Consider the following 24,966-nt stretch of genomic DNA (forward strand, 5'->3'; position numbering starts at 1 on the left):
CATGCTGACCATTGCCGATAAAACCTTTGACTCTCGTCTGTTCAGTGGAACAGGTAAGTTTGCCTCTAATGACCTGATGATTCAGGCCCTTGAAGCCAGCGGATCCCAGCTGGTGACCCTGGCCCTGAAACGGGTGGATCTTTCCGGCAACCAGGGGGACATCTATGCCCCCATTCGTCAATTGGGGGTGAACCTGCTGCCCAACACCTCCGGGGCCAAGAGCGCCGAGGAAGCGGTATACGCCGCTCATCTGGCTCGCGAGGCCCTGGGTACGCACTGGCTGAAACTGGAGATCCATCCCGATCCCCGCTATCTGCTGCCCGATCCCATTGAAACCCTCAAAGCGGCTGAACAGTTGTGTGCCGAGGGCTTCGTGGTGCTGCCTTACTGCCATGCGGATCCTGTGCTGTGCAAACGTCTGGAGGAGGCGGGCTGTGCGGCGGTCATGCCCCTGGGGGCGCCCATCGGCTCCAACCAGGGTCTCAAGACCCGGGAGTTTTTGCAGATCATCATCGAGCAGGCGTCGGTGCCCGTGGTGGTGGATGCGGGGATCGGTGCGCCGTCTCATGCCTGTGAGGCGATGGAGCTTGGCGCCGATGCGGTTCTGGTGAACACCGCCATCGCCGTGGCCGGCGATCCTGTGGCCATGGCCAGGGCGTTTCGCCAGGCGGTGGCCTGCGGCCGCAGTGCCTATGAAGCGGGACTGGGGCAGATCTCTACCCAGGCCAACGCGTCGAGCCCTTTAACCGGCTTCCTGGGGTAGGTGATGAGCTTCTATGACCTTTGGCGTCAGCAGGACTGGGATCACCTGGCGCTGACCATCAACGCCATGACCGACTCGCAAGTGCAGCGGGCCCTGGCGGCCCCCAAGCTGGACTGGCCGGGTTTTCTGGCACTGATTTCGCCGGCGGCGGCCCCCTACCTGGAGCAGATGGCCAGGCGGTCCCAGAGGCTGACCCGGCAGCGGTTTGGCAACACCATGGGGCTGTATGTGCCCCTGTATCTCTCCAACCTGTGTGCCAACGAGTGTGACTATTGTGGCTTCGCCATGAGCAACCGCATCAAGCGTCATACCCTGACCGAACAGGAGCTGGACAGGGAGCTGGACGCCATCAAGGCGCTGGGGTTTGACGCGATTTTGCTGGTCACCGGCGAGCATGAAAACAAGGTGGGCATGGACTACTTTCGTCAGGTGCTGCCCAGGATCAAAGCGCGGTTTTCCACGGTGATGATGGAGGTGCAGCCCCTGGAAGCAGGGCACTATGGCGAGCTGCGCGCCCTGGGTCTGGATGCGGTGATGGTCTATCAGGAAAGCTACCACCGGCCCACCTATGGCCAGCATCATCTGCGCGGTAACAAGCGGGACTTTCGCTACCGCCTGGAAACGCCGGATCGCTTAGGCGAGGCGGGCATCGACAAGATAGGCATTGGCGCCCTGTATGGGCTGGCAAACTGGCGGGTGGAAGCGGCCATGGTGGCGCTCCATCTGGACTATCTGCAGCGCCGTTACTGGCGCAGCCGCTACTCGGTCTCCTTTCCCAGGCTCAGGCCCTGCACCGGAGGGGTGGAGCCGGTCAGCCCCATGGGCGAGCGGGAGCTGCTGCAACTCATCTGTGCTCTTCGATTGTTTGGGCCGGAATTGGAGCTGTCCCTGTCGACCCGTGAGTCTGAACATTTCAGAGACAATGCGATGACTCTGGGGCCCACCAACATGAGCGCAGGTTCCAGCACCCGCCCCGGGGGGTACGCCGACCCCAGCGAGGATCTGGCCCAGTTCTCCATTGATGATGTCCGGTCACCAGATGTCGTGGCTCAGGCTGTGGAGAGGGCTGGATTGACGCCGGTGTGGAAGGACTGGGACAGGGCTTTGACCGGACATTGAAAAAAGGCGCCAATGGCGCCTTTCTTTATGCCGAGTTGATGGAGGTTAACCCTCAAACCCCTCGAGCACTATCTTGCCCTTGGCGGTGCCGGACTCCAGCAGGGTATGGGCCCGGTGCAGGTTGGCCACCGAGATGGTACCGAAGTGGGCATCGGCGGTGGTGATCACCGCGCCGGACTCCACCAAACCGGCCACGGTGTTGAGCAGTTGCTGCTGCTTGACCTTGTCCTGGGTGTTGAACAGGGAACGGGTGAACATAAACTCCCAGTGCAGAGAGATGCTCTTCTGCTTAAAGGGCATGATGTCCAGGCTGGGGGCATCGTCGATCAGCGCCAGTTGACCCTGAGGCTCGATCAATTTGGCGATCTCCGGCCAGTGATGCTCACTCTGGTTCAGGCTGATGACGTCGGTGATGCCGTCGATACCGGCGTCGGCCAGCCCCTCAGACAGCGGCTGACGGTGATCGATAACCGCATCCGCGCCCAGGCGCTTAACCCAGTCTGCAGTTTCAGGGCGTGACGCGGTTGCCACAATCTGGATGTCGGTCAGGTGGCTGGCCAGTTGCAACAGGATGGATCCCACACCGCCGGCGGCGCCAATCACCAGCAGTTTGCGCTGGCTGAGATCGGCCTTGGGATCCAGCTTCAGGCGGTCAAACAGCAGCTCCCAGGCGGTGATGGTGGTCAGCGGCAGGGCGGCGGCCTGGGCAAAGCTGAGGTTGGCAGGCTTGCGGCCAACGATCTTCTGATCCACCAACTGGTACTCGGCGTTGCTGCCCGCCCGGGTCAGATCACCGGCATACCACACCTGATCGCCCACCTTAAAGTCGGTCACCTTATCTCCGATGGCGACCACTTCCCCTGCGGCATCCCACCCGAGGATCTTATAGCCGTCATTGACACCCTCAGTGCCGCCGGCCCGCTGGCGAACCTTGGTGTCCACCGGGTTGACGGAGATGGCGTGAACTTTGACCAGCAGGTCTTCGCCTGTGGCGCTGGGCACCGGCAGTTCGATGCTCTCCAGCTGGGTGGTGCTGCTCAGTTGATGGGGCTGACGGTATCCAATGGCCTTCATAGTTGCTCCGGGTGACTTGGGGTTGCGTTGAGTGATGCTGCTACGATAATTTGTAGATGAAAGTTTAAAAACAGCCAGTCCCTTACATCACTTTAAAAAATTATTTGAATATGAAGTCGCTTCAGGATCTGCACCTTTTCATCCACACCGCTCGACTTGGCTCTCTGTCCGCCTGCGCCCGGCAGATGGATCTGACGCCGGCGGCGGTCAGTGCCGCCATCAAGCGGCTGGAAGCCGAACTGGGCTACCGGCTGTTCATCCGCTCCACCCGCAGTATCCGGCTGACGCCGGAGGGGGAGAGGTTCCTTGAAGGGGCCAGTGAAGGGATCAATCTGATTGAGCAGGCGGCCCGGCCCAAAGCCGAGGATGACAGCGGCTACAGCGGCACCCTGCAGCTGTCGGTGCCCTCCGCCCTTGGCAGAGAGCGGCTGTTGGCGGTGATCGACCGCTTCCTGGAAACACACCCCGGACTGGAGCTGAATCTGTCTTTGACCGACAGGCTGAGTGATGGCTTCAGCCAGCCGGTGGACTTGGCGCTGCGATATGGGGCGTCGGCAGCCAGTGGCCTCATCGCCTTGCCTCTGGTGCCGGACAACCGACGCATTCTGGTGGCCTCGCCGGAGTATCTGGAGCAGTTTGGGTCGCCTGACACGCCAGAAGCCCTGGTGGAACACCAGTGCCTCTGTTTTGTGTTGGGGGAGCGTCAGTACGATCTGTGGCGCTTCTGGGTGGAGGGTCGGCTGCACCAGGTCCGGGTTTCCGGACGCCGCCGTGGTGATGACGGGGCTCTGGTGCAGCAGTGGGCCAGAGAGGGGCGGGGGATCGCCTATAAATCCAGGCTGGATCTGGAGCCGGATCTGGCCTCTGGTGCCCTGGTGCAACTCGCGCCCTGCTGGTTGGGTGAGCCTGCGCCCCTAAACTTGCTGGTGACCGACAGGCAGAGTCTGAATCCTGCAGTACGTGCATTGTATCAGCAGCTCAAAGAGGCGCTTTCATAATCAACGGCTGCTGGCACCACTAGGTGCAATAAGCCTAGGAGCCCCTGTGTTGCTAATCAGCGTCGTCCGCCTGCTGATTAGCGGGTTCAGAGGGAACACAGGCGATGTCACCTCCCATGGGGCTGCTGGCGCGAATCAGCTCGGCGAAGCGTTTGCCCGCCGGACCCAGGTTATCTTCGTCCGGGATGATCAGGTTGATGGGGATCAGGTGCTTGTAGACGGTGGATTTCAGTTCTATCAGCTCCCCATTATCCAGGTACGGTCGGGCTTCATGTTCCGGTATCCAGCAAAAGCCCACGCCTCGCCTGAGTATGTCGATAGCGTCCCGGAACAGGCTCACGGTCCAGCGCTCCTTGGCTTTAAGCCAGCCGATGTCTTTGTCCGGATCCGCCGCCAGAGGCCCGGTATCGCGGATGACAATCTGCAGTTCCCGCTCCAGCCTGGCAGGCTCCACCACGCTCTCCTGGGTGAGTGGGTGATCAGGATGGCAGCACAGCACCATGCGGATCATCGCCAGGGGCACCCCCAGGTGACCCGGAGGCACATGCCCTGAGATGGCCAGGTCCACCCTGCGGTTGGTGATGGCGTCTGTGGAGCCGCTGATGATGTTGTCGATGACCGTGACCCGGGTTCCCCGACTCTCAGGGTAGAAACGGGAGAGGGCGTCAAACAGGTAGCTTGAGGGGTAGATCGCTTCTCGGGAGATCAGCAGTTCGTGCTCCCAGCCCTGCTCCATGTTGGCGGCCAGCTGCTCCAACTGCTCAATCTGCTGGGTGAGCTGCCTGGAACGCCTGAGCAGCACCTTGCCCTCATCGGTCAGCTCCGCCTTGCGGCCTTTCACCTCGAGCAGTTGCACACCCAATTGGGCCTGCAGCTTGGCGACCGCGTGGTTGAGTGAACTCTGGCTCTTGTTGAGCGCCTCCGCGGCGTGGGCGTAACCACCGTAGTCGACCACAGCCTGCAGAATACGCCACTGTTCCAGTGTGGAGTGGGGTCGGTACATCATTCGATTCCTTAGAATGGTTTAGCCGATATTATGCAGTTTTTTTTCCATTCTGTGCAATTAATATTGGGGTCAACGAGAACGAACTGATTCAAAAGGACACCGAAATGAAAACTCTGTTGATTGTTGATGCCAGCCCAAACAACCAAGGCTCCAACACCCGCAGCCTGACCGCCGCCTACGCCGAGAAGTGGCAGAGCGCCAACCCAGAGGGCCGGGTGATTGTCCGCGACGTGTCCGGTGACGCCGTTCGCCCGCTGAGCCAGGCAACCATCGGGGCATTCTACACACCACCAGAGCAGCGCAGCGATGAGCAAAAAGCGCTGGTGGCTCAGTCAGACCAACTGGTGGATGAGCTGTTCGAAGCAGATGAGGTGGTACTGGGTTCCCCGATGCACAACTTCTCCGTCAGCGGTGGCATGAAGGCCTGGATTGACCAGATCTGCCGGGTGGGGCGCACCTTCAATTACACAGAAGAGGGCCCTAAGGGTGCTCTGGGCGGACGTAAGGCGGTGATTGTGGCTTCCAGCGGTGGCGATTATAGCGAAGGTACTCCGATGGCCGCCCTGAATCATAACGACACCTACCTGCAGACCGTTCTGGGCTTCGTCGGCATCACCGATGTCCAGGTGGTCAGTGCCGCGGGCGTGGCCATGAACGATAAGTCCGTAGAGCAGGCCAAGGCAAAGCTGCTGGAACTGGCTTAATTTCCCGATTGGGTAAGGCGTGCCAGGGAAGGTGAGTACGCTTGATGATTGCTGTTAACGAACATCTCCTCCCATAACTGGGGACCCGAGATGCGATCAGACCGCCATAGATCCACGAGATCCATGGCGGTTTTTTTTGCCAGTAAATGGCCGTAGAGCATGGGGCCCTGTTCCACCAGCTTGGGGTAGGCGCTTAAGGGACGCCAACCCTTAGGAGCGTCGACGCCGTAGTAGCGGCGGAACAGTTGCTGCTGTTGCCTGGCAAGCTCTTGTGGTTGATGGTTCGACTGATGCCAGAACGCCAGGGACAACCGGGTGCGCAGCAGTTCACCTGGGCCAAAGCCCAGGGGCTCGGCTTCCGGAGCCTTGCCCAGTGCGCTGGTAAAGGCGGGAGTGGCCCCCAGGGCCAGACCGATGGCCCGGGGCAGGCTGACCAGATCCGGCTCCTGGCGCTGCCCCAGGTAATTCTCCAGCTGATGACCGGCCAGGTGATAGAAGGCGGTGGTGATGCTGCCAGCCAGCTCAGACAGGTGCTCACCGCGCCAGCGCACCTTGTTGCGATAATGAACCTGGCCGATGCCCGGGTAGTAGTTCACCAGGTTCCGCTGCAGACCCAGGTAGCCGCTGCGCTCCGCCGGGGCCAGGGAAAGGGTGCCCAGATAGCGACGGCCGTCCCAGAGTTGCCAATGATCACCTGGCAAGGGGGCCAGGCTAAGACCAAATAACTGTGCCAGCTGTTCAAGGGTGGCCAGGGCCAGTTGATGTGGGTCGACGTAGCTGTATCTTGGGGTATTGGGCCGTTTCCAGGGCAGTTTTGCCGACTCAGGGTTCAGCCCACTGAGAAAGCGGTCCACCTGCTGATAGCTGCCGAGGAAGGCGCCGTCCAGTTTCCATGCCATGACGTCGTCGTAACCGCGCTCTCTGGCCTGGTGGTGAGACAGGGCCAATATGGTGTCCAGGTGCCTGTCTGCCTGCTGGCCGCCGCGGTTTTGCCAGGCCAGCCAGACGGAGCGGGCGCAGCCGGAGTCTGCCGCCTGAAACAGATAGCGGCCTACTGAGCGTTTGGACAGGGTCAAAGTTCGCGCCTGTTCACCCTCAACATCTTGTCTCAGGCAGGCTTTCCGGTTGATCTGAATGGTGCGCCTGTTGTCCTGGGTCATCGTCAGGTAGGCGGCTTCGGCGGAGATCAGCGGCAATGGCCTTTCCACCTTACCGCTGTATCTGGCCAGGGCCCGGCTCACCTTGTGGTGGCAGTTGGCCAGGAGTTCATCGGGGTAGGGGATGGCCCTCAGCTGGTCCTGTAGCTGGACCAGTTGTGCCTTGTAGCGGCCGAGGGAGAGGGCGCTGGCACCCTGGGGCGGAGCCAGAAGCTGTTCGCACAGTTCGAGGGTCTGACCCTGAGCGGTGGTGCCGGCCAGGGTCAGGATCAGCAGGCCATCAGACCATCTGAGTGTCACGGCCAAACCACTCCTTGGAACGGGCGACCCGGGTCTCCACGTCCACCGGATGAGCGGGGAGGGCCTCCACCTGCCGCAGCCGTGGCAGAAGTCCCTCACCATTGGCTATCTGAATCGCCAGCCCTGGGCGGGCGTTGAGCTCCAGCAAAAGCGGCCCTCGCTCCGTGTCCAGCACCATGTCTGTGCCCAGGTAGCCCAGGCCAGACATCTCGTAGCAGCCCGCCGCCAGAGTCATCAGTCGATCCCAATGGGGCACCTGCATCTTGGACAGTTCCTTATTGGTGTCCGGATGGTGGGTGACCGGCTCATCGAACTGCACCGCACGCAGAGCCCGCCCGGTGGCAATGTCGATGCCCACCCCTACGGCGCCCTGGTGCAGGTTGGCTTTACCGTCCGAAGCGGCGGTGGAGAGGCGCAGCATTCCCATCACCGGGTACCCTTTGAAGACGATCAGGCGAATGTCCGGCACCCCTTCGAAGGAGTAGCCCTCAAACACAGGATCGAACTGGATCAGCGCTTCGATCACCGCCACATCGTTCTTGCCGCCCAGGCTGAACAGCCCGGCCAGGATGTTGGAGACGTGGCGCTCCATCTCCAGCAGGGTGACCTCGCTGCCAGAGGGCTTGAAGAAGCGGCCGTCGGCAACCTTGGTGATCACCAGGATGCCCTTGCCGCCGGAGCCCTGGGCCGGCTTGATGCAGAAACCGCCGAAGCCGCGGATTCGGTTGGTCAGGTCCGCCACCTCATGTTGCTGGCCTATCACAGAGATAAGATCGGGCACCGCAATCTCGCCCTTGAGGGCGATCTGCTTGGTTTTCAGCTTGTCGTCCACCAGCTTGTACAACGAACGGGGATTGTAGCGGCCGATGTAGGAGATGTTCCTCTGATTCATCCCCATGATCCCCTTGGATTTGAGTTTGGAGGGGTGACAGAACAACATCAGCTATCCCCCGCCAGAGGCCGGAAGCGGCGCAGTTCCAGCAGTCGGTAACCCGTGTACTGACCCAGCATCAGCACCAGGGCCAGTATCACCAGATGGACGCCGAGGAAGTTGAATACCCAGTGCTGAACCAGGGGGTTTACCATGCACAGGTAGGTGATCACCGCCACCAACAGGCTGCCACCACCTTGCACTGCCACCTCTTTCGGACCCTCCTCCTCCCAGAGGATGGACATCCGTTCGATGGTCCAGGCCAGGATGATCATCGGGAAGAAGGTGATGGTCAGTCCTTCGGTCAGGCCCAGGTTGTAGGCCAGCAGGGTGAAGGCGGTGATGATCCCCAGCACGGTGATCACCACCGCGCTGATTCTCGAGATCAGCAATAGATTCAAATTCGACAGATAGCCGCGGATGTACAGACCCACTGCCACAATCAGCAGGAAACCCACCAGGCCGGTCAGCAGTGTGGTCTGAATGAAGGCCAGGGCGATCAGCACCGGCATGAAGGTGCCCGAGGTTTTCAGTCCCACAATTACGCGCAGAAACACCACCACCAATACGCCGATGGGCACCAGCAGCAGGCCACGGATCAGGCTCTGCTCCTCCAGTGGCAGGGAGTAGAGTGAGAAGGAGGCCAGGCCCTTGGCGGTCATCATATCCACCGCGGTGGCCAGGGCAGGTCGGGTGTCCTTGATGATGGAGAAGGTTACCCTGGAGTCGGTGGCGCCGGTGATGTCCAGCACAGAGGCGCTGGCCCGCTGCCACAACAGCATGTTGTCGGGTCGACCACTTTGACCGGTCGCCGGGTCAAACAGGTGCCACTGGCCGTTGTCGTAGACCTCAACCACGGACACCAGGTTCTGACGGCGGCGGCCATCTTCCAGCATCAATGCATGGCTGACCCGGGCGGGAATGGCGGCGGCGCGCATCAGCTGTACCATGAGTTCGGCAGGCTGATAGTGGCCCAGCAGCAGCTCCACGTTCTGCCCCTGCTCCTTGTCGAAGATCATCGTTGCCACCTGCTGGGCGTAGGAGAGGTTGCCGGCGCTGCGATCCCAGGCCAGATCCACCAGGGTCTGGGCGGCGGTGTCCACCCCTTCAGCCCAGACGACGGGCTCCGGCGGTGCGGGTTCGTTGGGCTCCTCCAGGGGAGCGGCGTTTTTCTGCACCAGATTGGCGGTGAAGTAGAGCTCCTGCGAGCCTGCGGCTTCACGCTTGGTCCACACCGCCTTGCGGGCGCCGTCCTGTCTGGCCAGGGTCAGACCATAGCCTGGAGAGGCGGCACTTTCTGACAGGGTGGCAAAGCCTGGATCCTCAGGCAGGGTCAGGGCCGCTTCGATGGGCTGGCCCTGGGCCTGGAAGGTGACCCGGGCCTCTACGGTCCAGTTGACGGTCTGAGTGCCGGGAACCAGGGGAATACCGTCGACGGTGTGACGGTAGACGGCGGAGCCGATGCCAATACTCAGCAGTACTGCAATGACAAAGTAGAAGGCTTTCTTGGACGCCATGATCACTTGGTTCCTTTGGGTTCAGTGGGGGTTTGCACGTGCTTGCGGCTGACATCGACTACGGCGATGTCCTTGATGAACTTGCGCCCCAGCAACAGTGGATAATCCAGGTGGCTGCGATCATTGAGGTTGAGTTCGGTTTCCGCCACATAGTTGCCCAGTTTGAGGCGAGCCATGATCACCGGACGCTCCTGCATGCCGTCGGCGGCACCCTTCTTGATCTGGGCGATGCGCGCCACGCGGGCTTCCACGGTCTTGGGCTCAGGCTTGTCACCCTCGCGGTTGGAGACGTCGAAACGTACCCACTGTTTGCCGTCACGCTCGAACAGGGTGATGTTCTGGGCATCGATGGAGGAGGACTCGGCACCGGTGTCTACCCGGGTTTCGAAGGCCATGCCGGTCTCCTGGACGAAGACCCGCTCCACTTCTCCGAGAATCATCTTGTCGCCGATGGGGGAGGCCGGGTTGACCTTAGGGCACTCCACCTTGGCCGGCTGAGGCTTGGCATGCACGCCTTGAATTTGCCCCTGAAGCTCTTCGACCTGAGCGGAAAGCGCGGTGATGGCCTGAGTCTGATCCTCGTACCCCTGGCAATGCTGCTCCAGCACGGCGGTGAGTGCCTGGGTCTGATTGCTCAGCAGCTGCTCCACATCTGGCCCCGGCTCTTGGGGCTTGCCCTGAAGGTTGGCACAACCGGCCATCAGCGACAGAGTCGCAATGGCCACTGCAGATCGGATCATCTTCATCTCTTTTCCTTAGCCTTGGAAAGGTCGAACTTTGGGTTATTTGGTGGCAACCAGTATGGCGCGTCTTGGCGCAGGGTGCCCCTCCACTGTCAGGGTGGGGTCCGTTGGATCGAGGTAGTCCTCCAGTGACTGGTGGGTCATCCATTCGGTGCGCCGCTGTTCACCTAGCTCGGTGTCGCTTTCATCCACGATGCGTACGTCCCTAAAATCGCACTTTTCCAGCCACAATTTCAAGGCCTTGGAGGAGGGGATGAACCAGCAGTTGTTCATCTTGCCATAGCGGCCGGGAGGAACCAGGACAGTATTTTCGTCCCCCTCTACGACCAGGGTTTCCAAAATCAGTTCCCCGCCTTTATTCAACTGGTTACGCAGTTGAATCAGATGGTCGATGGGGGAGGTGCGGTGATAGAGCACCCCCATGGAAAACACGGTATCAAAAGCACGCAGCGGGGGAAGCTGCTGGATCCCCAGGGGCAACAGGTGAATGTTGTCCGGATCGCCGGCGATGCGTTTGACCGCGGAGAACTGCGCCAGGAACAGGTCTGAAGGGTCGATGCCCACCACCAGTTCGGCGTCTTCACCCAGCATGCGCCACATGTGATAGCCACTGCCACAGCCAACGTCCAGTACGGTGCGCCCTTTCAGCGGGCTGATGTGAGGCAGCAGCCGATCCCACTTCCAGTCACTGCGCCATTCGGTGTCGATGTGAATGCCGTGCAGAAAGTAGGGGCCTTTACGCCAGGGGTGGAGGAACTTGAGCAGGTTGCCTATCTTGGCCTTCTGGCCCTCATCCAGCTGGTCACCACTGCCGAATTTCACCTGGTTTTTGATGTCACTGACGTCCAGCTCGACGCTGGGCATCTTCGCCACCACCTTTTCCCACTTGGGAAAATCGCCGTGGGCGTGCAGCTTGCGCCACTGGCTCAGTTGGGTGGGGCAGGACTCCAGCCAGTGGCTGAGTTTGGAGTCGGCGATGCGCTGATAAAACTGTTTGAACTCGATCATTTGATGGCCATCAGGGAAGCAAAGTTAAGGTGTTGGAACCAGCTGCTGTACTCACTGAAACCGGCGTCACTGAAGCGCTGGTAGTGCTGCAGCTTGCTGTCCGGTTTCATGACGTTCTCCAGTGCGGTGCGCTTCTGACTGATCTCCAGTTCGCTGTAGCCGTTGGCCCGTTTGAAGTCCAGGTGCATCTCATCCAGCAACTGATGCACCCTGTCACCCTCGAATCGCAGCTTTTCCGACACCACCACCACACCGCCGGGTACCAGGCCCCGGTAGATCTTAGCCATCAGATCGGCCCTGTCCTGGGGGGGCAGGAACTGCAGGGTAAAGTTAAGCACCACCATTGAGGCATTCTCAATGTCGATGTCGCGAATGTCGGCGCACACCAGCTCCACCGGCGTGGGGCTGACAAAGGCGTTCAGGTGCTCTGCGGCGCGCTTGATCATCGCCTCTGAGTTGTCTACGGCCACCAGGGTGCAGCCGCGGTCGTCCAACTGGCGCCGCATGGAGAGGGTGGCGGCGCCCAGGGAGCAGCCCAGGTCATAGATGCGGGTGCCGGGCTGGGCAACACGGGCACAGAGGTTGCCGATGCCATCGACTATTTGGGCGTAGCCGGGGACCGAGCGGGAGATCATGTCAGGAAAGACCGACGCCACCTGCTCGTTAAAACTGAAATCCGGTATATTTTGCTGAGGTTTGGCAAAAATTTTATCGTGATGTGTCATAGTGACAGGGCTCATTGGGTATAACCCGCCGATTGTAGTGCCGAGGCCTTTCTGCGGCAAGTTCAGTGGCTTTGAGGTGACGGGCTTGTCCAGTTTCTGTTCAGGTGACGCAGAACTGACCAACCGGAGGGCAGCTTCTCGCTGTCAGCCTTCTTATGACGGCAACTTTTCTTTATAATCCCGGTTTTGCCGAATCAACCTTGTGACGGCCCGCCCCAGAGGCAAAGGCGCCGCACAACCAGCAACTTAGATAGGATCTGTCGATGCGCAGCCATTATAGTGGACTCGTTACTGAAGCCCTGGTGGGCCAAGAAGTTACCCTGGTCGGTTGGGTTAACCGCCGCCGTGACCTGGGTGGGGTGATTTTCCTCGACCTTCGCGACCGCGAAGGCATTGTCCAGGTGGTGTACGATCCGGATCTGCCTGAGGTGTTCGAAACCGCTTCCAGCCTGCGTGGTGAGTTCTGTGTTCAGGTGAAAGGCCTGGTGCGTGCCCGTCCCGAGAGCCAGGTGAATGCCAACATGACCACGGGTGCCATCGAGGTACTGGGCAAAGAGCTGACTATCCTGAACAAGGCCGCGCCTCTGCCAATCGACTTCAACACCGACGTCAGCGAAGAGCAGCGTCTGAAGTACCGTTACCTGGACCTGCGTCGTCCCGAGATGACCGAACGCATGCTGTTCCGCTCCAAGGTGACCTCCGAAGTGCGTCGCTTCATGGATGATGCCGGTTTCCTGGATATCGAAACCCCCATCCTGACCAAGGCCACCCCTGAGGGTGCCCGCGACTACCTGGTGCCCAGCCGTACCCACAAGGGTGAGTTCTTCGCACTGCCTCAGTCTCCGCAGATCTTCAAGCAGCTGCTGATGATGTCCGGCATGGACAAGTACTACCAGATCGTTAAGTGCTTCCGCGACGAGGATCTGCGTGCCGACCGTCAGCCTGAGTTCACTCAGATCGATATCGAAACCTCCTTCATGAGCGCCGAGCAGGTGATGGCGACCACAGAGTCGATGATCCGCACCCTGTTCAAGAAGATGATGGACGTGGACCTGCCTGAGTTCCCACACATGAGCTACGCCGAGGCGATGCAGCGTTACGGCTCCGACAAGCCTGACCTGCGTAACCCGCTGGAGCTGGTTGACGTGGCGGACCTGCTCAGCGAAGTGGAGTTCAAGGTATTCAACGGCCCGGCCAATGATCCCGAAGGCCGTGTGGCCACTCTGCGCATCCCTGGTGGCGCCTCCCTGTCCCGTAAGCAGATCGACGACTACACCAAGTTCGTTGGCATTTACGGCGCCAAGGGTCTGGCCTGGGTCAAGGTCAACGAAGCAGGCAAGGGCATCGAGGGCGTTCAATCCCCGGTAGCCAAGTTCCTCACCGACGAGATCATCAACGCCATCGTTGAGCGCAACGGTGCCGAAGCCGGCGACATCATCCTGTTTGGTGCCGACAGCTACTCCGTGGTCACCGACGCCATGGGCGCCCTGCGTCTGAAGGCCGGTGAAGATTTCGGCCTGACCAGCGATGACTGGAAACCGCTGTGGGTGGTGGACTTCCCCATGTTCGAGAAGGTGGATGGCCGCTTCCACGCGCTGCACCACCCCTTCACCGCGCCTCGTGACATGACCCCACAAGAGCTGGAAGCCAACCCCGCCACCGCACTGTCTGATGCTTATGACATGGTGCTGAACGGTGTCGAGCTCGGCGGTGGTTCCGTGCGTATCCACGATCAGGAGATGCAGGCGACTGCCTTCCGCATCCTGGGGATCAGCGATGAAGAGGCGGAGCAGAAGTTCGGCTTCCTGCTCGAAGCCCTGCGCTACGGTGCGCCACCACACGCCGGTCTGGCCTTCGGCCTGGACCGCCTGGTGATGCTGATGACCGGCGCGGCGTCCATCCGTGACGTGATGGCCTTCCCTAAGACCACCACCGCGGCCTGTCCGCTGACCAACGCCCCCAGCCCGGCCAACCCGGATGTGCTGGAGGAACTGGCCATCGACCTGGTGAAGCAGGAGAAAGGCGAAGACGACAACGCCTAATCGCCAAGATTGTCAAAGCTGCCTGCGGGCAGCTTTATTGTTTTAAGACCCGTTAGAGCGCGGGTCTGAAGGAGAAAGAGTTATGGCAGGTCACAGTAAGTGGTCCAACATCAAACACCGCAAGGCGGCTCAGGATGCCAAACGCGGCAAGATCTTCACCAAGCTGATTCGGGAGCTGACCGTTGCCTCCCGTGAAGGTGGATCCGATCCTGGTTCCAACCCTCGCCTGCGTGCTGCCATCGACAAGGCCCTGTCCAACAACATGACCCGCGATACCGTGGATCGCGCCGTGAAGCGTGGCTCCGGCGAGCTGGACGGTCAGGTGCTGGAAACCATCATCTACGAAGGTTACGGCCCAGGTGGTACGGCGGTGATGGTGGAAACCATGACCGACAACCGTAACCGCACCGTGTCCGGTGTGCGCAGCGCCTTTACCAAGGCGGGCGGTAACCTGGGCACCGACGGCTCTGTTTCCTACCTGTTTGAGAAGAAAGGGGTGATCTCCTACGCCGAGGGCACCGACGAAGAGCAGGTGATGGATGTGGCTCTGGAGTCCGGCGCCGACGACGTGGAGACCAATGAGGACGGCAGCATCGATGTCTACACCACCCCGGAAGAGTTCGGTGCGGTGAAAGACGCCCTGGATGCGGCGGGTCTGGAATCGGTCAACGCCGAAGTGACTCAGATCCCCTCCACCAAGGCGGAGCTGGATGCCGCCACCGCGCCCAAGTTCATGCGCCTGATTGATACCCTGGAGGATCACGACGACGTTCAGGAGGTGTACCACAACGCCGACATCGCCGACGAGATCATGGAGCAGTTGGGCTGATATGACCATTATCCTGGGCATCGACCCGGGCTCCCGCCTGACCGGTTACGGAGTGATCCGTAAAGTGGGTCGACAGCACACCTACCTGGGGAGCGGCTGCATCCGCACCCCGGACGGGGAGTTGCCGGCGCGACTCAAGGTGGTGTACGACGGCGTCAGCGAATTGATTCGTCAGTTTCAGCCGGATGAGTTCGCCATCGAGCGGGTGTTTATGGCCCGTAACGCCGATTCGGCCCTGAAACTGGGCCAGGCGCGGGGCGTAGCAGTGGTGGCCGCCGCCAATGCCGGCTTGCCGGTGTTTGAATACAGCCCCACAGAGATCAAGAAGGCGGTGGTGGGCACCGGCGGCGCCGACAAGAGTCAGGTGCAGCATATGGTCAAGAGCATCCTCAAGCTGCCGGCCACGCCACAGGCGGACGCGGCGGATGCGTTGGCCATTGCCCTTTGCCACAGCCATACCCGTGAGAGTATGGTAGCCATGGCAGGCAAGGTGACTGCGCGGGTGCGCGGTCGATTACGATGAGAACGAGAACGTGATTGGACGATTACAGGGAACCCTGATAGAGAAGCAGGCACCAGAGGTGCTGATCGACTGTGGTGGCGTGGGCTATGAAGTCCAGCTGCCCATGACCAGTTTTTACCAGCTGCCCGACGTAGGCCAGCCCTGCACCCTGGTGACCCACTTTGTGGTGAGAGAAGACGCCCAACTGCTGTATGGCTTTGCCTCTCGCTCGGAGCGGGCTCTGTTCCGCGAGCTGATAAAGACCAACGGCATCGGTCCCAAGATGGCCCTGGCGATCCTCTCCGGCATGTCCGCCGAGCAGTTCGTGGCCGCAGTGCAGCGGGAAGACATCACCGGCATCACCAAGGTCCCCGGCGTGGGTAAGAAGACCGCCGAGCGCCTGGTGGTGGAGATGCGTGATCGCATGAAAGGGTTTGCCGCCAGCCTGGCCACCCCCAATGCGGATGCCTTCGCCCTGGACAACCAGATTGAGAACACCTTCATCACCGCGCCGGATGCGGCGGAGGACGCCATCGCGGCTCTGGAAGCCCTGGGATACAAGGCGACCGTGGCCAAGAAGGCGGTGGAGAAGGTGCGCTCACCGGGCGCCAGCTCTGAGCAGCTGATCAAAGACGCCCTCAAGGCGATGATGTAGGAGTAACGGATGATTGAAGCGGATCGCCTGATAGCCCCTCAGGAGCAGTCCAGTGAGGAGTCGGTCATCGACCGGGCCATGCGCCCCAAGAAGCTGACCGACTACACCGGTCAGAAAGAGGCGTGCAGCCAGCTGGAGATCTTCATTGCGGCCGCCCGTAACCGGGGGGAGGCACTGGATCACACCCTGATCTTCGGCCCTCCCGGTCTGGGGAAGACCACCCTGGCCAACATCATCGCCAACGAGATGGATGCGGACATCAAATCCACCTCTGGGCCTGTGCTGGAGAAAGCCGGCGATCTGGCGGCGATGCTCACCAATCTGGAAGCCAACGATGTGCTGTTCATCGATGAGATCCATCGCCTGAGCCCTGCGGTGGAGGAGATCCTCTACTCTGCCATGGAGGACTACCAGCTGGACATCATGATTGGTGAAGGTCCGGCGGCCCGCTCCATCAAGCTGGATCTGCCTCCCTTTACCCTGATTGGCGCCACCACCCGGGCCGGGGCATTGACCTCGCCGCTGCGGGCCCGATTCGGCATTCCGCTGCGCCTGGAGTTCTACAACACCGCGGATCTCACCAGCATCGTCAGCCGCAGTGCCCAGGTGCTGAATCTGGAGATCGATGGTGAAGGGGCGGTCGAAGTGGCGCGCCGAAGCCGCGGTACCCCACGTATCGCCAACCGCCTGCTGCGCCGGGTGCGTGACTTTGCCGAGGTGAAGTTTGATGGTCGCATCGACAAGAGCGTGGCCGGAGAAGCCCTGGGGGTGCTGGATGTGGACAGTGAAGGCTTCGATTTCCTCGACCGCAAACTGCTGCTGACCATCATCGAGAAGTTCGGTGGTGGCCCCGTGGGCCTGGACAACCTGGCTGCCGCAATCGGCGAGGAGAAGGAGACCATCGAGGATGTGATTGAGCCCTTCCTGATTCAGCAGGGCTACATTCAGCGCACCCACCGGGGCCGGGTGGCCACGGACAAGACCTTCCTGCATTTTGGCCTGGCCAAAGAGGGCTGAACCGAAACAAAGTTGGAAATAAAACGGTCTGTTCTAGCAGACCGTTTTTTTAGGGATACAAAATGAAGTGGATCAAACAGGGCGCGCAGCTGGTCGTGGTGTTGCTGGCGGCCCTCTGGCTCGGTGGCTGGGTACGGGGCATGATGATGAGCCCGGCCCACGGCAGCGTGCCCGGTGCCCCCTTGCCGGTGCTGACTCAGGTGCACAGCGACTGGTTTTTAAGTGGTGACTTTGCCCCCCCGGTTGGCGCTGGCAACCGCCTGGTTTATCTGTTCGCCCCCTGGTGTACCATATGTAAGCTGACCTTTCCCCACCTAGAGCAGTGGCAGCAGCAGGGCAGGGCGGTCACTCCTGTGGCCCTGAGTTATCAGAGTACCCAGGAGGTGACCGACTTCCTAGAGAGCTTTAGCGGAACCCCTGAGCAGGTATTGATGGGCAATCGCGCCCTTGCCCAGCAGCTGGATGTGCTGGCCTTTCCCACCTATCTGATCGTCGACGAACAGGGACAGATCCTCTCCAGCCGGGTGGGGTACCTGCCCGAATGGATGCTGGGGCTCTATCTGGATTACTACGGCATCTGAGTTTCCTTCTCCCTGCTATACTAGGTTTGCAGTTACAAAACAGGATGTTGTGACGTTAATCGTCGAACCAGTGCTCTTAGGGAAAGGATCTGGTATGGCAAGAGTACAAGGAGACGCCCCCAGGCCCGAGTGGCTTAGGGCCTTGCTGTCCAAGGTAGGAGAGGAGGAGCACTCCCCCTTCTGGAAGACCCAGTACAATGGTGTTGTCAAAACCCGGGCCAGGGATCGGGCCATCAAGGTGCTGATGGCCGTGGGTCTGCTGACCTTTATTCCCCTTGGGCTGATGAACCTGAGCGGAGATGCGCCGGTTCTCGGGAGCCTGTTGCTGCTATATGGTGTTTTACTCACCATTGAGTGCAAAACGGTGCTGGTTCATGGCAAAGGGGTGTTCGGCTATCTGGTTATGGGGCTGCTTCTGGCCTGTGTTGCCATCAGCTCTGTGTGGGTGAAGGGGGCGCTGGCTTCCTATTGGATGTTTCCCGTTGTCACGGCTTTGGTGTTTTTTGCTCCGCCGAAGGTGTCTGCTGCCAGTAATCTGCTGATCATTGTTGGGGTGCTGTTCGCTTCTTTGCAAAGTATGGAGCCAAAGCTGGCGGTGAGGATGGTGGCGGCATTGTTCATTGTCGCTGGTGTCGCGCATTTTGTTATGACCGCCATACTCAGGTTGCACGCCCAATTGGTGCAGTTGTCCACCCACGACTCTTTGACCCAGGCACTGAATCGCAGTCAACTGGACGATCACCTGACGCACAGCCTTAGACGAGACACTGAGCGTCCCGCCTCCATTGCGCTTCTGGATATTGATAACTTCAAAAACATCAATGACACCTATGGTCACGACGTGGGTGACAAGGTGATCACCCAGGTGGTCGAGTGCATCAACACCCACACCAGGAAGCATGACCTGCTGTTCCGCGTCGGCGGAGATGAGTTCCTGATTCTGTTTAATGACACCCAGCCCACTGAGGCGGTGAGGGTGGCCGACAAGCTTCGGCTGGCCATTCAGTCTTTGACCTTGGGGCCGGGGCTGTCCGTCTCGGTCAGCATTGGCCTGAAGGGGGCCAAGGGGGCCCTCGAGCCGCGGCAGTGGATCAGGCAGGCCGACCGGGCCCTGTATCGAGCCAAGAAGGCTGGCAGAAACCAGGCGGTGTTGGCGGATTCTTAAAGGGGAGGGCGCCGGTTAGAACTCGTAGTGGAGCATCAGCGACGGGCCCTCGTAATTGAACTGCACATCGATGTCAGAGAAGCGTCTCTTCTCCTCCACGTCCAGTTCGTAGTTCTGCCAGGCCAGCCCGAGGGCCAGATTGGGCAACAGGTACCAGGCGGCCTGCAACCGCCAGTCCAGAAGCCGGCCATCCACGTCATCCAGGGACACTTTGAGGTATTGGGTGTGGAAGGAGATCAGCCAGTTCTCCGCCGGTTGCCAGCCGAAAATGAGGCCGATGTCCGGAAGAGGGGCGGTGATGTCCCCAATAGCCCGCTCAGTTACCTCCATCTCATTGCCCCCTTCACCCACCAGGGTCAGGTCGCCAGACAGCACTGCGTGGACATCCATGATGTGTACCCCCAGGGTGCTGAGCAGGGCGTAGTTGTCGCCCAGTATCAGGGTGCGGCCATACACCAGTTGATAGATGTCCACATCCAGTTCCGATCTTAAGTTGGCGCCTGCCTCAACCTGATAGCTATTCCCTTCCCAGTCGAATTCGAAGCTTTTCGTCAGAGAGCGGCTTTGGGCATTGCGGTGCAGCGTCAGGTAGTTTAACGACAGCATATTCTTTTCATCGAAGCGGTAGGTCAGCTCCACAAAGGGGCTGAACTTGGACTCATCCAGTGCCAGATCAGACTCGAAATCGATCCGTATGGGGTTGTCCCCTATGACGGTTCTGGCGCCGAAACTGGAGTCTACATCGGCCCAGAACCCGCCGACGCGCAGACTGAATCCGCTGTCGAAAGGGCGGGCAAAGACCGACGGGGTAAGCAAGAGCAGCAATGGAAGGTATCTCATTTTATTCCCAAAACTCAGTAGGTTGGTTTGAGCTTAGAACAGCGGCTAGGTTTCTGCGACCCTCAGACGGTGTGGCAGACCCGGTTGCGACCTCCGGCTTTGGCCTGGTAAAGGGCCCGGTCGGCTTTGCTGGTCAGAGAGCTGACGCTGTCGCTGTCGGTAAAGGAGGCCACGCCGAAACTGATGCTCAGTTTGCGGCCTGTTTCGAACTGGTGGGACTCCACCTCTTGTCGTATCCGTTCGGCCAGTTTGGTGGCTTGATTGAGCTCGGTTTGAGGGCAGATGATCAGGAACTCCTCGCCGCCCCAGCGCCCGGCGTAATCTGAGCTTCGCAGGCTGGACTGGATCAGCTCGGCGATGGTGATCAGCACCCGGTCGCCCACCTGGTGCCCAAATTGATCATTGACCTCTTTAAACAGGTCGACGTCACCCAACAAGATGCACAGCGGTGTTTGATAGCGGCGGGCCCGGTCAATTTCAGTCTGGAAGGTGGCGTCCAGCTTCAGCCGGTTGGCAATGCCGGTGAGCGGGTCGATGTTGGCCTGCATCTCCAGGGCTTTCTTCAGTCGCCAAAGCTCGGTGACGTCGGTGGAGATGCCAACCAGCTCATTGATCTGGCCATTGTCCTCTCTCAGCGGATGCTTGGTCTCCAGGTAAACCGTCGGCTTGCCAAACTCCCGTTCGACGATCACCTCCTCCTGATTAGCCTCCCCCCCAAGGACCTTCCTGTCTATCGCCTTGAGCTGTTGCTGGGTCTCTATGGGAAAGTAGTGGCTGTCGCTGAAGTCGGGAATCTGGCTTTCGTCGATCTGAAACAGGTCGAGGCAGGGTTTGTTGGCGTAGGTGTAATGCTGATTGCGGTCTTTGGTGTAGATGTGGGCGCCGGCGTGGTCGAGGATCTGAGCAAGCCGCTTGCTGTGCAGACGGGCTTTATCGATCCGCTGTTGATAACGGAGCAGCTGAATCGCCAAAAGGGCGATGGCCAGGGTAAGGAAAAGAACGAGGCCCGCCATCCAAGACTCCTGAGTGAAGACTTAGGATGATTGTCACTGAGTTATAAGGAAATGTCCAATGTGTTATCGGAATGAAAAAGGCGGCTGTTGCCGCCTTCTGTCAGAATACGCAGTGCTTAGCGTAATCGGTCGCCTCGTTGGCGGTCCAGTCGCCCTTGGGCTTCTCTTCCATCTTCTTACACCAGGCTTCACTGCCCACTTCAGGGGAGCAGGCGGTCATCAGAGAAAGCAGCGCCAGGGCGGCAAAGATTTTTTTCATGGTCAGTCCCAAACAGTTAACAATCGACAGGGCTACAGGTTAACCCGAAACGGCGGCACTCCGTTACCTTAAATGCCCGGGCTACAGGCAATTGAACAAAAAAGCGGCCCGAAGGCCGCTTTGCACACTACTTACAGGGAAACTCAGTTACTGCACTGATGTGGGAAGGGTTGATTGTCTACAAACTCTGCAGGGCAGCTGGCGTCACAGGGGCTGCACAGGTTTCGCTCAGGGCGCTGTACGTCGTGACAGAAGTAGCAACCAATGCCGGAGCCCTTGCTGACGTGACCGTGCATCTTCTCGTGGGTGCGAGGCAGATTCTTGGTGCCGTCGTGACACTGAGCACACACCTGCTCCTTGGGCCCTTTCAGCTTGAAGCCCATGGCGTCCAGTTTGGAATCGGTGGTCAGATCCAGATCGGTAGAGTGACACTGGGTACAATCCGCCACTTCGCTGGCTGGGTTCACCCCATGGTTGATCATCTGGAAGGTGTCAGTCTCGATCCACTCATAGGGCTCGTTGGTGGGGTACCCCATGTTGGACAGGCCATTCTCAATCGCCTTCACCGCGTCACCGGAACCCTTGAGGTACTCAAAGGTGTCCAGGGCGATCATGCGGCTGTCGGCACTGGTCATAGGCTGAAGGGCAGTCTTGTACTTGAACGGTGTCAGCTTACCGTCATTGACGTCACCCAGAGGACGGGAGGTGGGGTAGAGCCCGGTTTCGGGATCCACTTTGGCCAGATCGCCCAACAGGTAGTTGTCGCTCTTACGGTTCCAGAAGCGAACCTCAGGCACCTGGTTGGCCAGCTTGTCGGTGTGCGGGTGGCCTGGGCCCGATACGCCGTCGGCAGGCGTGCCGTCGTGGTGGAACTGCCAGTCACGATGCATCTCTGTAGGCATGTGGTTGGCCGCGCCCAGATCTTTGGCGTAGGTGGGGATGTGGCAAGACTGACAGGCTACGCGAGGAACGTGGCGATCGGGCTCGTCACGACGGCCGGAGCTGGCGTGACCGGTGCCTGAGTCCATGCCCACGTGGCAGGAGCTGTTGGCGCAGGTGATCTCGGCGCCACGAACAATGTCGTCGGTGGGACGCAGGTCGGAGCCTTTACCGATCACTCGGTGGCTTTCAAACTTGTGGCAATCCTGGCACTGGAGGTTGGCGCCGGTCACGTTCATGTGCACATCGAAGTGCGCATCGCCGTTGGCCATCAGGGCAGAGGAGAGGTCGCCACGCTTCACGCCATCACCGCCACCGGCATAAGCGTGACACTTCAGGCAGTTGGTGCGCTCTGGAGCGGCAATGTTCTGGACATAGCCGTCCAAGTCAGCTTGGGCTGTGCCGTCCGCAGGACCCAGGGAGCCGTCAGACTTGCGTACCCGGTTCAGGGCGTAGTCTTTGTTGTGGCACATCAGGCAGTCGACGTTGGCAACGGTGTCGCCTTCGCCGGGCTTGGTGCCGCGGCCGGCGTGGCAGGAGCCGCACACAGGCCAGTCGCCTTCAATGTTGATGCAGTAGCTGTTTACCGCGTTGGTCAGCTTACCCTGCAGGGTACCACCCTGGTTGGTCATATCCGGGGTTTCGCCAGTCCACTGATAGTGAGTGGAGCCGAACATCTCCTGGTATTGGCTACCGCCTTCACCGCCGTCGTGGCAGTTGATACAGGCGCTGGGGTAGTCAGTCCAGGCGAGGCCGTCATGGGGGCTGACGGCACAGCCGTTGACGGGCTCAACTTCGCACACGCCGCATGAGTTGAGTTGCCAGACACTGGCATCGTTATCGTTACAATCTTGGGCGGCTTTTACACCGTCTCCATCCAAGTCAATGGGCTTGGCCGCATAACTCGGTAGGGCGAGCGCAACAGCGAATAGGCCCGCCAAAGATATTAGCGTTTTAGAGTTCATCATATTCTCCAGTAATTTTTATTTTTCCCGAAGCGAATAACTTTCCATTTATTTGTTCAGTTTTTTGATTCTGTACGCACTGACTCCTATGTGCGTGTTTCGCCTCGTTGTTGTGTCTGTTGCTTATTAGTTTTTTCTGTGTGATTGGCTCCTTTTAATCAGTTTATCTGAACAACCTAATTTAGCTATATCTAACATAGCAGCAAATAAAGGGTGTTCAGTGACTCTGGTCACAAACGCAAATGTTGAAAGAATGTTTTCTGATATCTAAAAAACCTTTTGTCACAAGGGTTTTGGGGCATTTAAGTTGTTAATTTTGGGTTGGGCTGATGGTGGGGAGTGGCGATTGGTTCTGAACGAAGAACACGTTTATGTGAATAATTTAGGTGAATAATTCGCGGTAATACCTATTACTGACGACTATCTTGGTGGTCTAAATGACATTTTTTTTGAGGCGTCAAATTAATTGCGCGTTGTCAGAGGAATGTCACTTCGTAAGATCGCCACGTGACTTTTAAAGGTGAAAGTAATTACTTAAACAAGAAGTGAGGTTGGTATTTTAGGGGAGAAGGTGGCTGTTTTGAGGGTATATTAAATACACCAGTGGAAAAGCATCGCTGCCGCCAGGCAGTGGAAACGGCGACAGCGATGAAACTTTATTGGGAGATAAAACGAAGCAGCTCTGTACCTGCGTCATCCAATAGGCTCAGAGTATTGCCCCTAATCTCATAGCGCGTGGTCTGAGACAGGTGCGCCAGGTATTCCCGTTCCAGGTCCATTCCTTGCGGGCAGGCCATCATGGTGGCGGCCATGGGCCCGGCTGCGATCTTGCCGCTGTCGTCCAGATATCGGCCGTGGTAGCGGTTGCATCCGGAGAAGCCCGCAGCGATGCCTTCCTGATTGACCACCAGGTTGGCGGCCTTATCCTGCATTCCGAGCGGAGCGGGCTCTCCCTGTATATGGGACAGAATCCAATGGGTGTCTTTCAGGGGCAGGTCTGGTGCCTGCTCGTGGGCCACCATCTGCAGCATCATGTTATTACCATCACCGTCGAAGGCATTTTCAACCGAGGTATTGATGAACATCAGCCGGCCATGGGGGCCTTCGATGCGGGCACTGAGGGTGTAGCTGTGCCCCGGCTTGAGTCGATCAGGGTCATAGGTCAGCTCAAACGGATAGGGCGGCGCACCATTGATGGTGTAGGTCTGCTCGGCCAGCGTTTCGGCGGCCACGTCCTGTTTGGAGGTGTCCTGCAGGGCAACTTTGACTACAGCTCCTGGCGGCAGGGCGATTCGCTCGCGATAGCTGACGCTGCCGGATACATTCTCTGATTGAGGTTGGTTGGCGCAGCCTGTGACCAGAAGGGCACTGGCGACCAGGGCCAAACCGAAGTGATTCATGGATGCTTACCCCGATTAAATGCAATGACGACAATAATAGTCTCCGAATGGCTTAACCGGGGCTGTATGGTGGGCGGATGTGTGTCTTACTGGCTGCGCAGGAAAGTAACAATTTGCGTCAGCGCCGGTGTCACCCTGTCGGGTTGACCGGCCCTGAGCAGCGCGCGAATCCCCTGAATCTGCAACACCAGCCAGTGGGTCAACAGATCGGTGTCGGTATTGGCGCCGAGTTCCTGCTTTGTCTTGGCCCCCTCCAGGGCGTGCTTCAGCGCCGTAAACAGACCGTCGAATATCTGATCTGAAAGGGCCGCGACCTGTTCATCCAGTTGCCTGCGCTCCAGCAGGGCACTTTGCAAAAAACAGCCATAGCCGGGTTCCACCTCCTGACACATCTGGCTGAGCAGGGTTTCAATCTGATTCAGCCCGGCGTCGTCCTGCAGCAGAGGCTGCAACCTGGGCCTGGCGTATTTCTGCTGATAATGCTCAAGACAAAGGTGATAGAGCTGGTGCTTGTCACCAAAGCTGTTGTAGAGACTGAAGCGATTGATCCCCAGATGCTCCACCAGATTGGCCACAGAAGTGGCTTCGAAACCACGTTGCCAGAACAGCCCCATAGCCCGCTCCAGCACCTCCTCTCTGTCGAAGCAACACTGCCTTGCCATAGCCCCTCCAAAATTCTTGACCGTTCGTTCTGATACAGATAGATTCTAATCT

25 protein-coding genes are annotated in these 24,966 nt (G+C 59.2%); 11 read left to right on the forward strand and 14 right to left on the reverse strand.

The annotated features are described in order from the left end of the window. The first annotated feature begins 1 nt into the window (after position 1). Both QUE41_RS09700 and thiH read left to right on the forward strand, forming a co-directional pair. On the forward strand, positions 2-763 hold the full coding sequence (locus QUE41_RS09700; protein ID WP_286342673.1) for a thiazole synthase: 762 nt from the start codon (positions 2-4) through the stop codon (positions 761-763). A 3-nt stretch (positions 764-766) separates the two neighbouring features. After that, positions 767-1,882: a 2-iminoacetate synthase ThiH gene (gene thiH, locus QUE41_RS09705; RefSeq protein ID WP_286342674.1), complete on the forward strand. Its 1,116-nt coding sequence runs from the start codon at positions 767-769 to the stop codon at positions 1,880-1,882. Between the two features lie 45 nt (positions 1,883-1,927). On the opposite strand, the gene QUE41_RS09710 is transcribed toward thiH, so the two are convergent. Further along, on the reverse strand, positions 1,928-2,956 hold the full coding sequence (locus QUE41_RS09710) for a zinc-binding alcohol dehydrogenase family protein (RefSeq protein ID WP_286342675.1): 1,029 nt from the start codon (positions 2,954-2,956) through the stop codon (positions 1,928-1,930). A gap of 110 nt (positions 2,957-3,066) precedes the next feature. Between QUE41_RS09710 and QUE41_RS09715 the strand changes: the two genes are divergently transcribed. After that, on the forward strand, positions 3,067-3,954 hold the full coding sequence (locus tag QUE41_RS09715) for a LysR family transcriptional regulator (RefSeq protein WP_286342676.1): 888 nt from the start codon (positions 3,067-3,069) through the stop codon (positions 3,952-3,954). A 52-nt stretch (positions 3,955-4,006) separates the two neighbouring features. Here QUE41_RS09715 and QUE41_RS09720 read toward each other — a convergent pair whose 3' ends face one another. Continuing rightward, positions 4,007-4,957 carry a LysR family transcriptional regulator gene (locus tag QUE41_RS09720; protein ID WP_286342677.1) on the reverse strand — a complete coding sequence of 317 codons (951 nt, stop codon included), beginning with the start codon at positions 4,955-4,957 and terminating at the stop codon, positions 4,007-4,009. Positions 4,958-5,064: 107 nt separating this feature from the next. Between QUE41_RS09720 and QUE41_RS09725 the strand changes: the two genes are divergently transcribed. Continuing rightward, positions 5,065-5,664: an FMN-dependent NADH-azoreductase gene (locus QUE41_RS09725; protein WP_286342678.1), complete on the forward strand. Its 600-nt coding sequence runs from the start codon at positions 5,065-5,067 to the stop codon at positions 5,662-5,664. On the opposite strand, the gene QUE41_RS09730 is transcribed toward QUE41_RS09725, so the two are convergent. The 6 genes from QUE41_RS09730 to cmoA are packed head-to-tail and all read right to left on the reverse strand — an operon-like array spanning position 5,661 to position 12,045. Continuing rightward, positions 5,661-7,121, reverse strand: coding sequence for a hypothetical protein (locus QUE41_RS09730; protein ID WP_286342679.1), 1,461 nt, complete (start codon positions 7,119-7,121; stop codon positions 5,661-5,663). The genes QUE41_RS09725 and QUE41_RS09730 overlap by 4 nt on opposite strands. Further along, positions 7,102-8,061: an alpha-L-glutamate ligase-like protein gene (locus QUE41_RS09735; protein ID WP_286342680.1), complete on the reverse strand. Its 960-nt coding sequence runs from the start codon at positions 8,059-8,061 to the stop codon at positions 7,102-7,104. Before QUE41_RS09735 ends, QUE41_RS09730 begins: the two co-directional genes overlap by 20 nt. Then, positions 8,061-9,569, reverse strand: a complete 1,509-nt coding sequence (locus tag QUE41_RS09740) for a UUP1 family membrane protein (protein WP_286342681.1) — start codon at positions 9,567-9,569, stop codon at positions 8,061-8,063. The genes QUE41_RS09735 and QUE41_RS09740 overlap by 1 nt, the downstream gene beginning before the upstream one ends. Positions 9,570-9,571: 2 nt before the next feature. Beyond that, positions 9,572-10,315 (reverse strand): ATP-dependent zinc protease family protein, encoded by a 744-nt coding sequence (locus QUE41_RS09745; RefSeq protein ID WP_286342682.1) that lies wholly within the window; start codon positions 10,313-10,315, stop codon positions 9,572-9,574. A gap of 36 nt (positions 10,316-10,351) precedes the next feature. After that, positions 10,352-11,320, reverse strand: coding sequence for a tRNA 5-methoxyuridine(34)/uridine 5-oxyacetic acid(34) synthase CmoB (gene cmoB, locus QUE41_RS09750; protein WP_286342683.1), 969 nt, complete (start codon positions 11,318-11,320; stop codon positions 10,352-10,354). Further along, a complete protein-coding gene (gene cmoA, locus QUE41_RS09755) occupies positions 11,317-12,045 on the reverse strand; it encodes a carboxy-S-adenosyl-L-methionine synthase CmoA (protein WP_286342684.1) in 729 nt (242 codons plus the stop codon). Before cmoA ends, cmoB begins: the two co-directional genes overlap by 4 nt. A 263-nt stretch (positions 12,046-12,308) precedes the next feature. Here cmoA and aspS point away from each other — a divergent pair, with 263 nt between their 5' ends. The 7 genes from aspS (at position 12,309) to QUE41_RS09790 (ending at position 18,836) form a co-directional block, all read left to right on the forward strand. Continuing rightward, positions 12,309-14,087: an aspartate--tRNA ligase gene (gene aspS / locus QUE41_RS09760; protein ID WP_286342685.1), complete on the forward strand. Its 1,779-nt coding sequence runs from the start codon at positions 12,309-12,311 to the stop codon at positions 14,085-14,087. An 82-nt stretch (positions 14,088-14,169) separates the two neighbouring features. Then, a complete protein-coding gene (locus tag QUE41_RS09765) occupies positions 14,170-14,916 on the forward strand; it encodes a YebC/PmpR family DNA-binding transcriptional regulator (RefSeq protein WP_286342686.1) in 747 nt (248 codons plus the stop codon). Between the two features lies 1 nt (position 14,917). Continuing rightward, positions 14,918-15,439: a crossover junction endodeoxyribonuclease RuvC gene (ruvC, locus tag QUE41_RS09770; RefSeq protein WP_028110117.1), complete on the forward strand. Its 522-nt coding sequence runs from the start codon at positions 14,918-14,920 to the stop codon at positions 15,437-15,439. A gap of 10 nt (positions 15,440-15,449) precedes the next feature. Further along, complete coding sequence (gene ruvA, locus QUE41_RS09775) at positions 15,450-16,073, forward strand: Holliday junction branch migration protein RuvA (protein ID WP_286342687.1); 624 nt, start codon at positions 15,450-15,452, stop codon at positions 16,071-16,073. 9 nt (positions 16,074-16,082) lie between these two features. After that, a complete protein-coding gene (gene ruvB, locus QUE41_RS09780; RefSeq protein ID WP_286342688.1) occupies positions 16,083-17,090 on the forward strand; it encodes a Holliday junction branch migration DNA helicase RuvB in 1,008 nt (335 codons plus the stop codon). 62 nt (positions 17,091-17,152) lie between these two features. Continuing rightward, a complete protein-coding gene (locus QUE41_RS09785) occupies positions 17,153-17,671 on the forward strand; it encodes a TlpA family protein disulfide reductase (RefSeq protein WP_286342689.1) in 519 nt (172 codons plus the stop codon). Positions 17,672-17,765: 94 nt separating this feature from the next. After that, positions 17,766-18,836 (forward strand): GGDEF domain-containing protein, encoded by a 1,071-nt coding sequence (locus tag QUE41_RS09790; RefSeq protein WP_286342690.1) that lies wholly within the window; start codon positions 17,766-17,768, stop codon positions 18,834-18,836. A gap of 15 nt (positions 18,837-18,851) precedes the next feature. Here QUE41_RS09790 and QUE41_RS09795 read toward each other — a convergent pair whose 3' ends face one another. From QUE41_RS09795 to QUE41_RS09820, 6 genes are all read right to left on the reverse strand, one after another. After that, positions 18,852-19,676 carry a hypothetical protein gene (locus tag QUE41_RS09795; RefSeq protein ID WP_286342691.1) on the reverse strand — a complete coding sequence of 275 codons (825 nt, stop codon included), beginning with the start codon at positions 19,674-19,676 and terminating at the stop codon, positions 18,852-18,854. A gap of 62 nt (positions 19,677-19,738) precedes the next feature. Beyond that, a complete protein-coding gene (locus QUE41_RS09800; protein ID WP_286342692.1) occupies positions 19,739-20,689 on the reverse strand; it encodes a GGDEF domain-containing protein in 951 nt (316 codons plus the stop codon). Between the two features lie 100 nt (positions 20,690-20,789). After that, positions 20,790-20,948, reverse strand: coding sequence for a DUF3012 domain-containing protein (locus QUE41_RS09805; protein WP_286342693.1), 159 nt, complete (start codon positions 20,946-20,948; stop codon positions 20,790-20,792). A 143-nt stretch (positions 20,949-21,091) separates the two neighbouring features. Beyond that, positions 21,092-22,852 (reverse strand): hypothetical protein, encoded by a 1,761-nt coding sequence (locus QUE41_RS09810; protein ID WP_286342694.1) that lies wholly within the window; start codon positions 22,850-22,852, stop codon positions 21,092-21,094. A 656-nt stretch (positions 22,853-23,508) separates the two neighbouring features. After that, on the reverse strand, positions 23,509-24,252 hold the full coding sequence (locus QUE41_RS09815) for a YbaY family lipoprotein (RefSeq protein ID WP_286342695.1): 744 nt from the start codon (positions 24,250-24,252) through the stop codon (positions 23,509-23,511). Positions 24,253-24,338: 86 nt separating this feature from the next. Then, positions 24,339-24,914, reverse strand: coding sequence for a TetR/AcrR family transcriptional regulator (locus QUE41_RS09820; RefSeq protein ID WP_286342696.1), 576 nt, complete (start codon positions 24,912-24,914; stop codon positions 24,339-24,341). Positions 24,915-24,966: the final 52 nt, after the last annotated feature.

Source organism: Ferrimonas sp. YFM (genome assembly GCF_030296015.1).
GTDB lineage: Bacteria > Pseudomonadota > Gammaproteobacteria > Enterobacterales > Shewanellaceae > Ferrimonas.

Bases quoted from the DNA above. Each gene is read 5' to 3' on its own strand.
- QUE41_RS09700 (WP_286342673.1), top strand. From the start codon at position 2: ATGCTGACCATTGCCGATAAAACCTTTGACTCTCGTCTGTTCAGTGGA.
- thiH (WP_286342674.1), top strand. From the start codon at position 767: ATGAGCTTCTATGACCTTTGGCGTCAGCAGGACTGGGATCACCTGGCG.
- QUE41_RS09710 (WP_286342675.1), bottom strand. From the start codon at position 2,956: ATGAAGGCCATTGGATACCGTCAGCCCCATCAACTGAGCAGCACCACC.
- QUE41_RS09715 (WP_286342676.1), top strand. From the start codon at position 3,067: ATGAAGTCGCTTCAGGATCTGCACCTTTTCATCCACACCGCTCGACTT.
- QUE41_RS09720 (WP_286342677.1), bottom strand. From the start codon at position 4,957: ATGTACCGACCCCACTCCACACTGGAACAGTGGCGTATTCTGCAGGCT.
- QUE41_RS09725 (WP_286342678.1), top strand. From the start codon at position 5,065: ATGAAAACTCTGTTGATTGTTGATGCCAGCCCAAACAACCAAGGCTCC.
- QUE41_RS09735 (WP_286342680.1), bottom strand. From the start codon at position 8,061: ATGTTGTTCTGTCACCCCTCCAAACTCAAATCCAAGGGGATCATGGGG.
- QUE41_RS09740 (WP_286342681.1), bottom strand. From the start codon at position 9,569: ATGGCGTCCAAGAAAGCCTTCTACTTTGTCATTGCAGTACTGCTGAGT.
- QUE41_RS09745 (WP_286342682.1), bottom strand. From the start codon at position 10,315: ATGAAGATGATCCGATCTGCAGTGGCCATTGCGACTCTGTCGCTGATG.
- cmoB (WP_286342683.1), bottom strand. From the start codon at position 11,320: ATGATCGAGTTCAAACAGTTTTATCAGCGCATCGCCGACTCCAAACTC.
- cmoA (WP_286342684.1), bottom strand. From the start codon at position 12,045: ATGACACATCACGATAAAATTTTTGCCAAACCTCAGCAAAATATACCG.
- aspS (WP_286342685.1), top strand. From the start codon at position 12,309: ATGCGCAGCCATTATAGTGGACTCGTTACTGAAGCCCTGGTGGGCCAA.
- QUE41_RS09765 (WP_286342686.1), top strand. From the start codon at position 14,170: ATGGCAGGTCACAGTAAGTGGTCCAACATCAAACACCGCAAGGCGGCT.
- ruvC (WP_028110117.1), top strand. From the start codon at position 14,918: ATGACCATTATCCTGGGCATCGACCCGGGCTCCCGCCTGACCGGTTAC.
- ruvB (WP_286342688.1), top strand. From the start codon at position 16,083: ATGATTGAAGCGGATCGCCTGATAGCCCCTCAGGAGCAGTCCAGTGAG.
- QUE41_RS09785 (WP_286342689.1), top strand. From the start codon at position 17,153: ATGAAGTGGATCAAACAGGGCGCGCAGCTGGTCGTGGTGTTGCTGGCG.
- QUE41_RS09790 (WP_286342690.1), top strand. From the start codon at position 17,766: ATGGCAAGAGTACAAGGAGACGCCCCCAGGCCCGAGTGGCTTAGGGCC.
- QUE41_RS09795 (WP_286342691.1), bottom strand. From the start codon at position 19,676: ATGAGATACCTTCCATTGCTGCTCTTGCTTACCCCGTCGGTCTTTGCC.
- QUE41_RS09800 (WP_286342692.1), bottom strand. From the start codon at position 20,689: ATGGCGGGCCTCGTTCTTTTCCTTACCCTGGCCATCGCCCTTTTGGCG.
- QUE41_RS09805 (WP_286342693.1), bottom strand. From the start codon at position 20,948: ATGAAAAAAATCTTTGCCGCCCTGGCGCTGCTTTCTCTGATGACCGCC.
- QUE41_RS09810 (WP_286342694.1), bottom strand. From the start codon at position 22,852: ATGAACTCTAAAACGCTAATATCTTTGGCGGGCCTATTCGCTGTTGCG.
- QUE41_RS09815 (WP_286342695.1), bottom strand. From the start codon at position 24,252: ATGAATCACTTCGGTTTGGCCCTGGTCGCCAGTGCCCTTCTGGTCACA.
- QUE41_RS09820 (WP_286342696.1), bottom strand. From the start codon at position 24,914: ATGGCAAGGCAGTGTTGCTTCGACAGAGAGGAGGTGCTGGAGCGGGCT.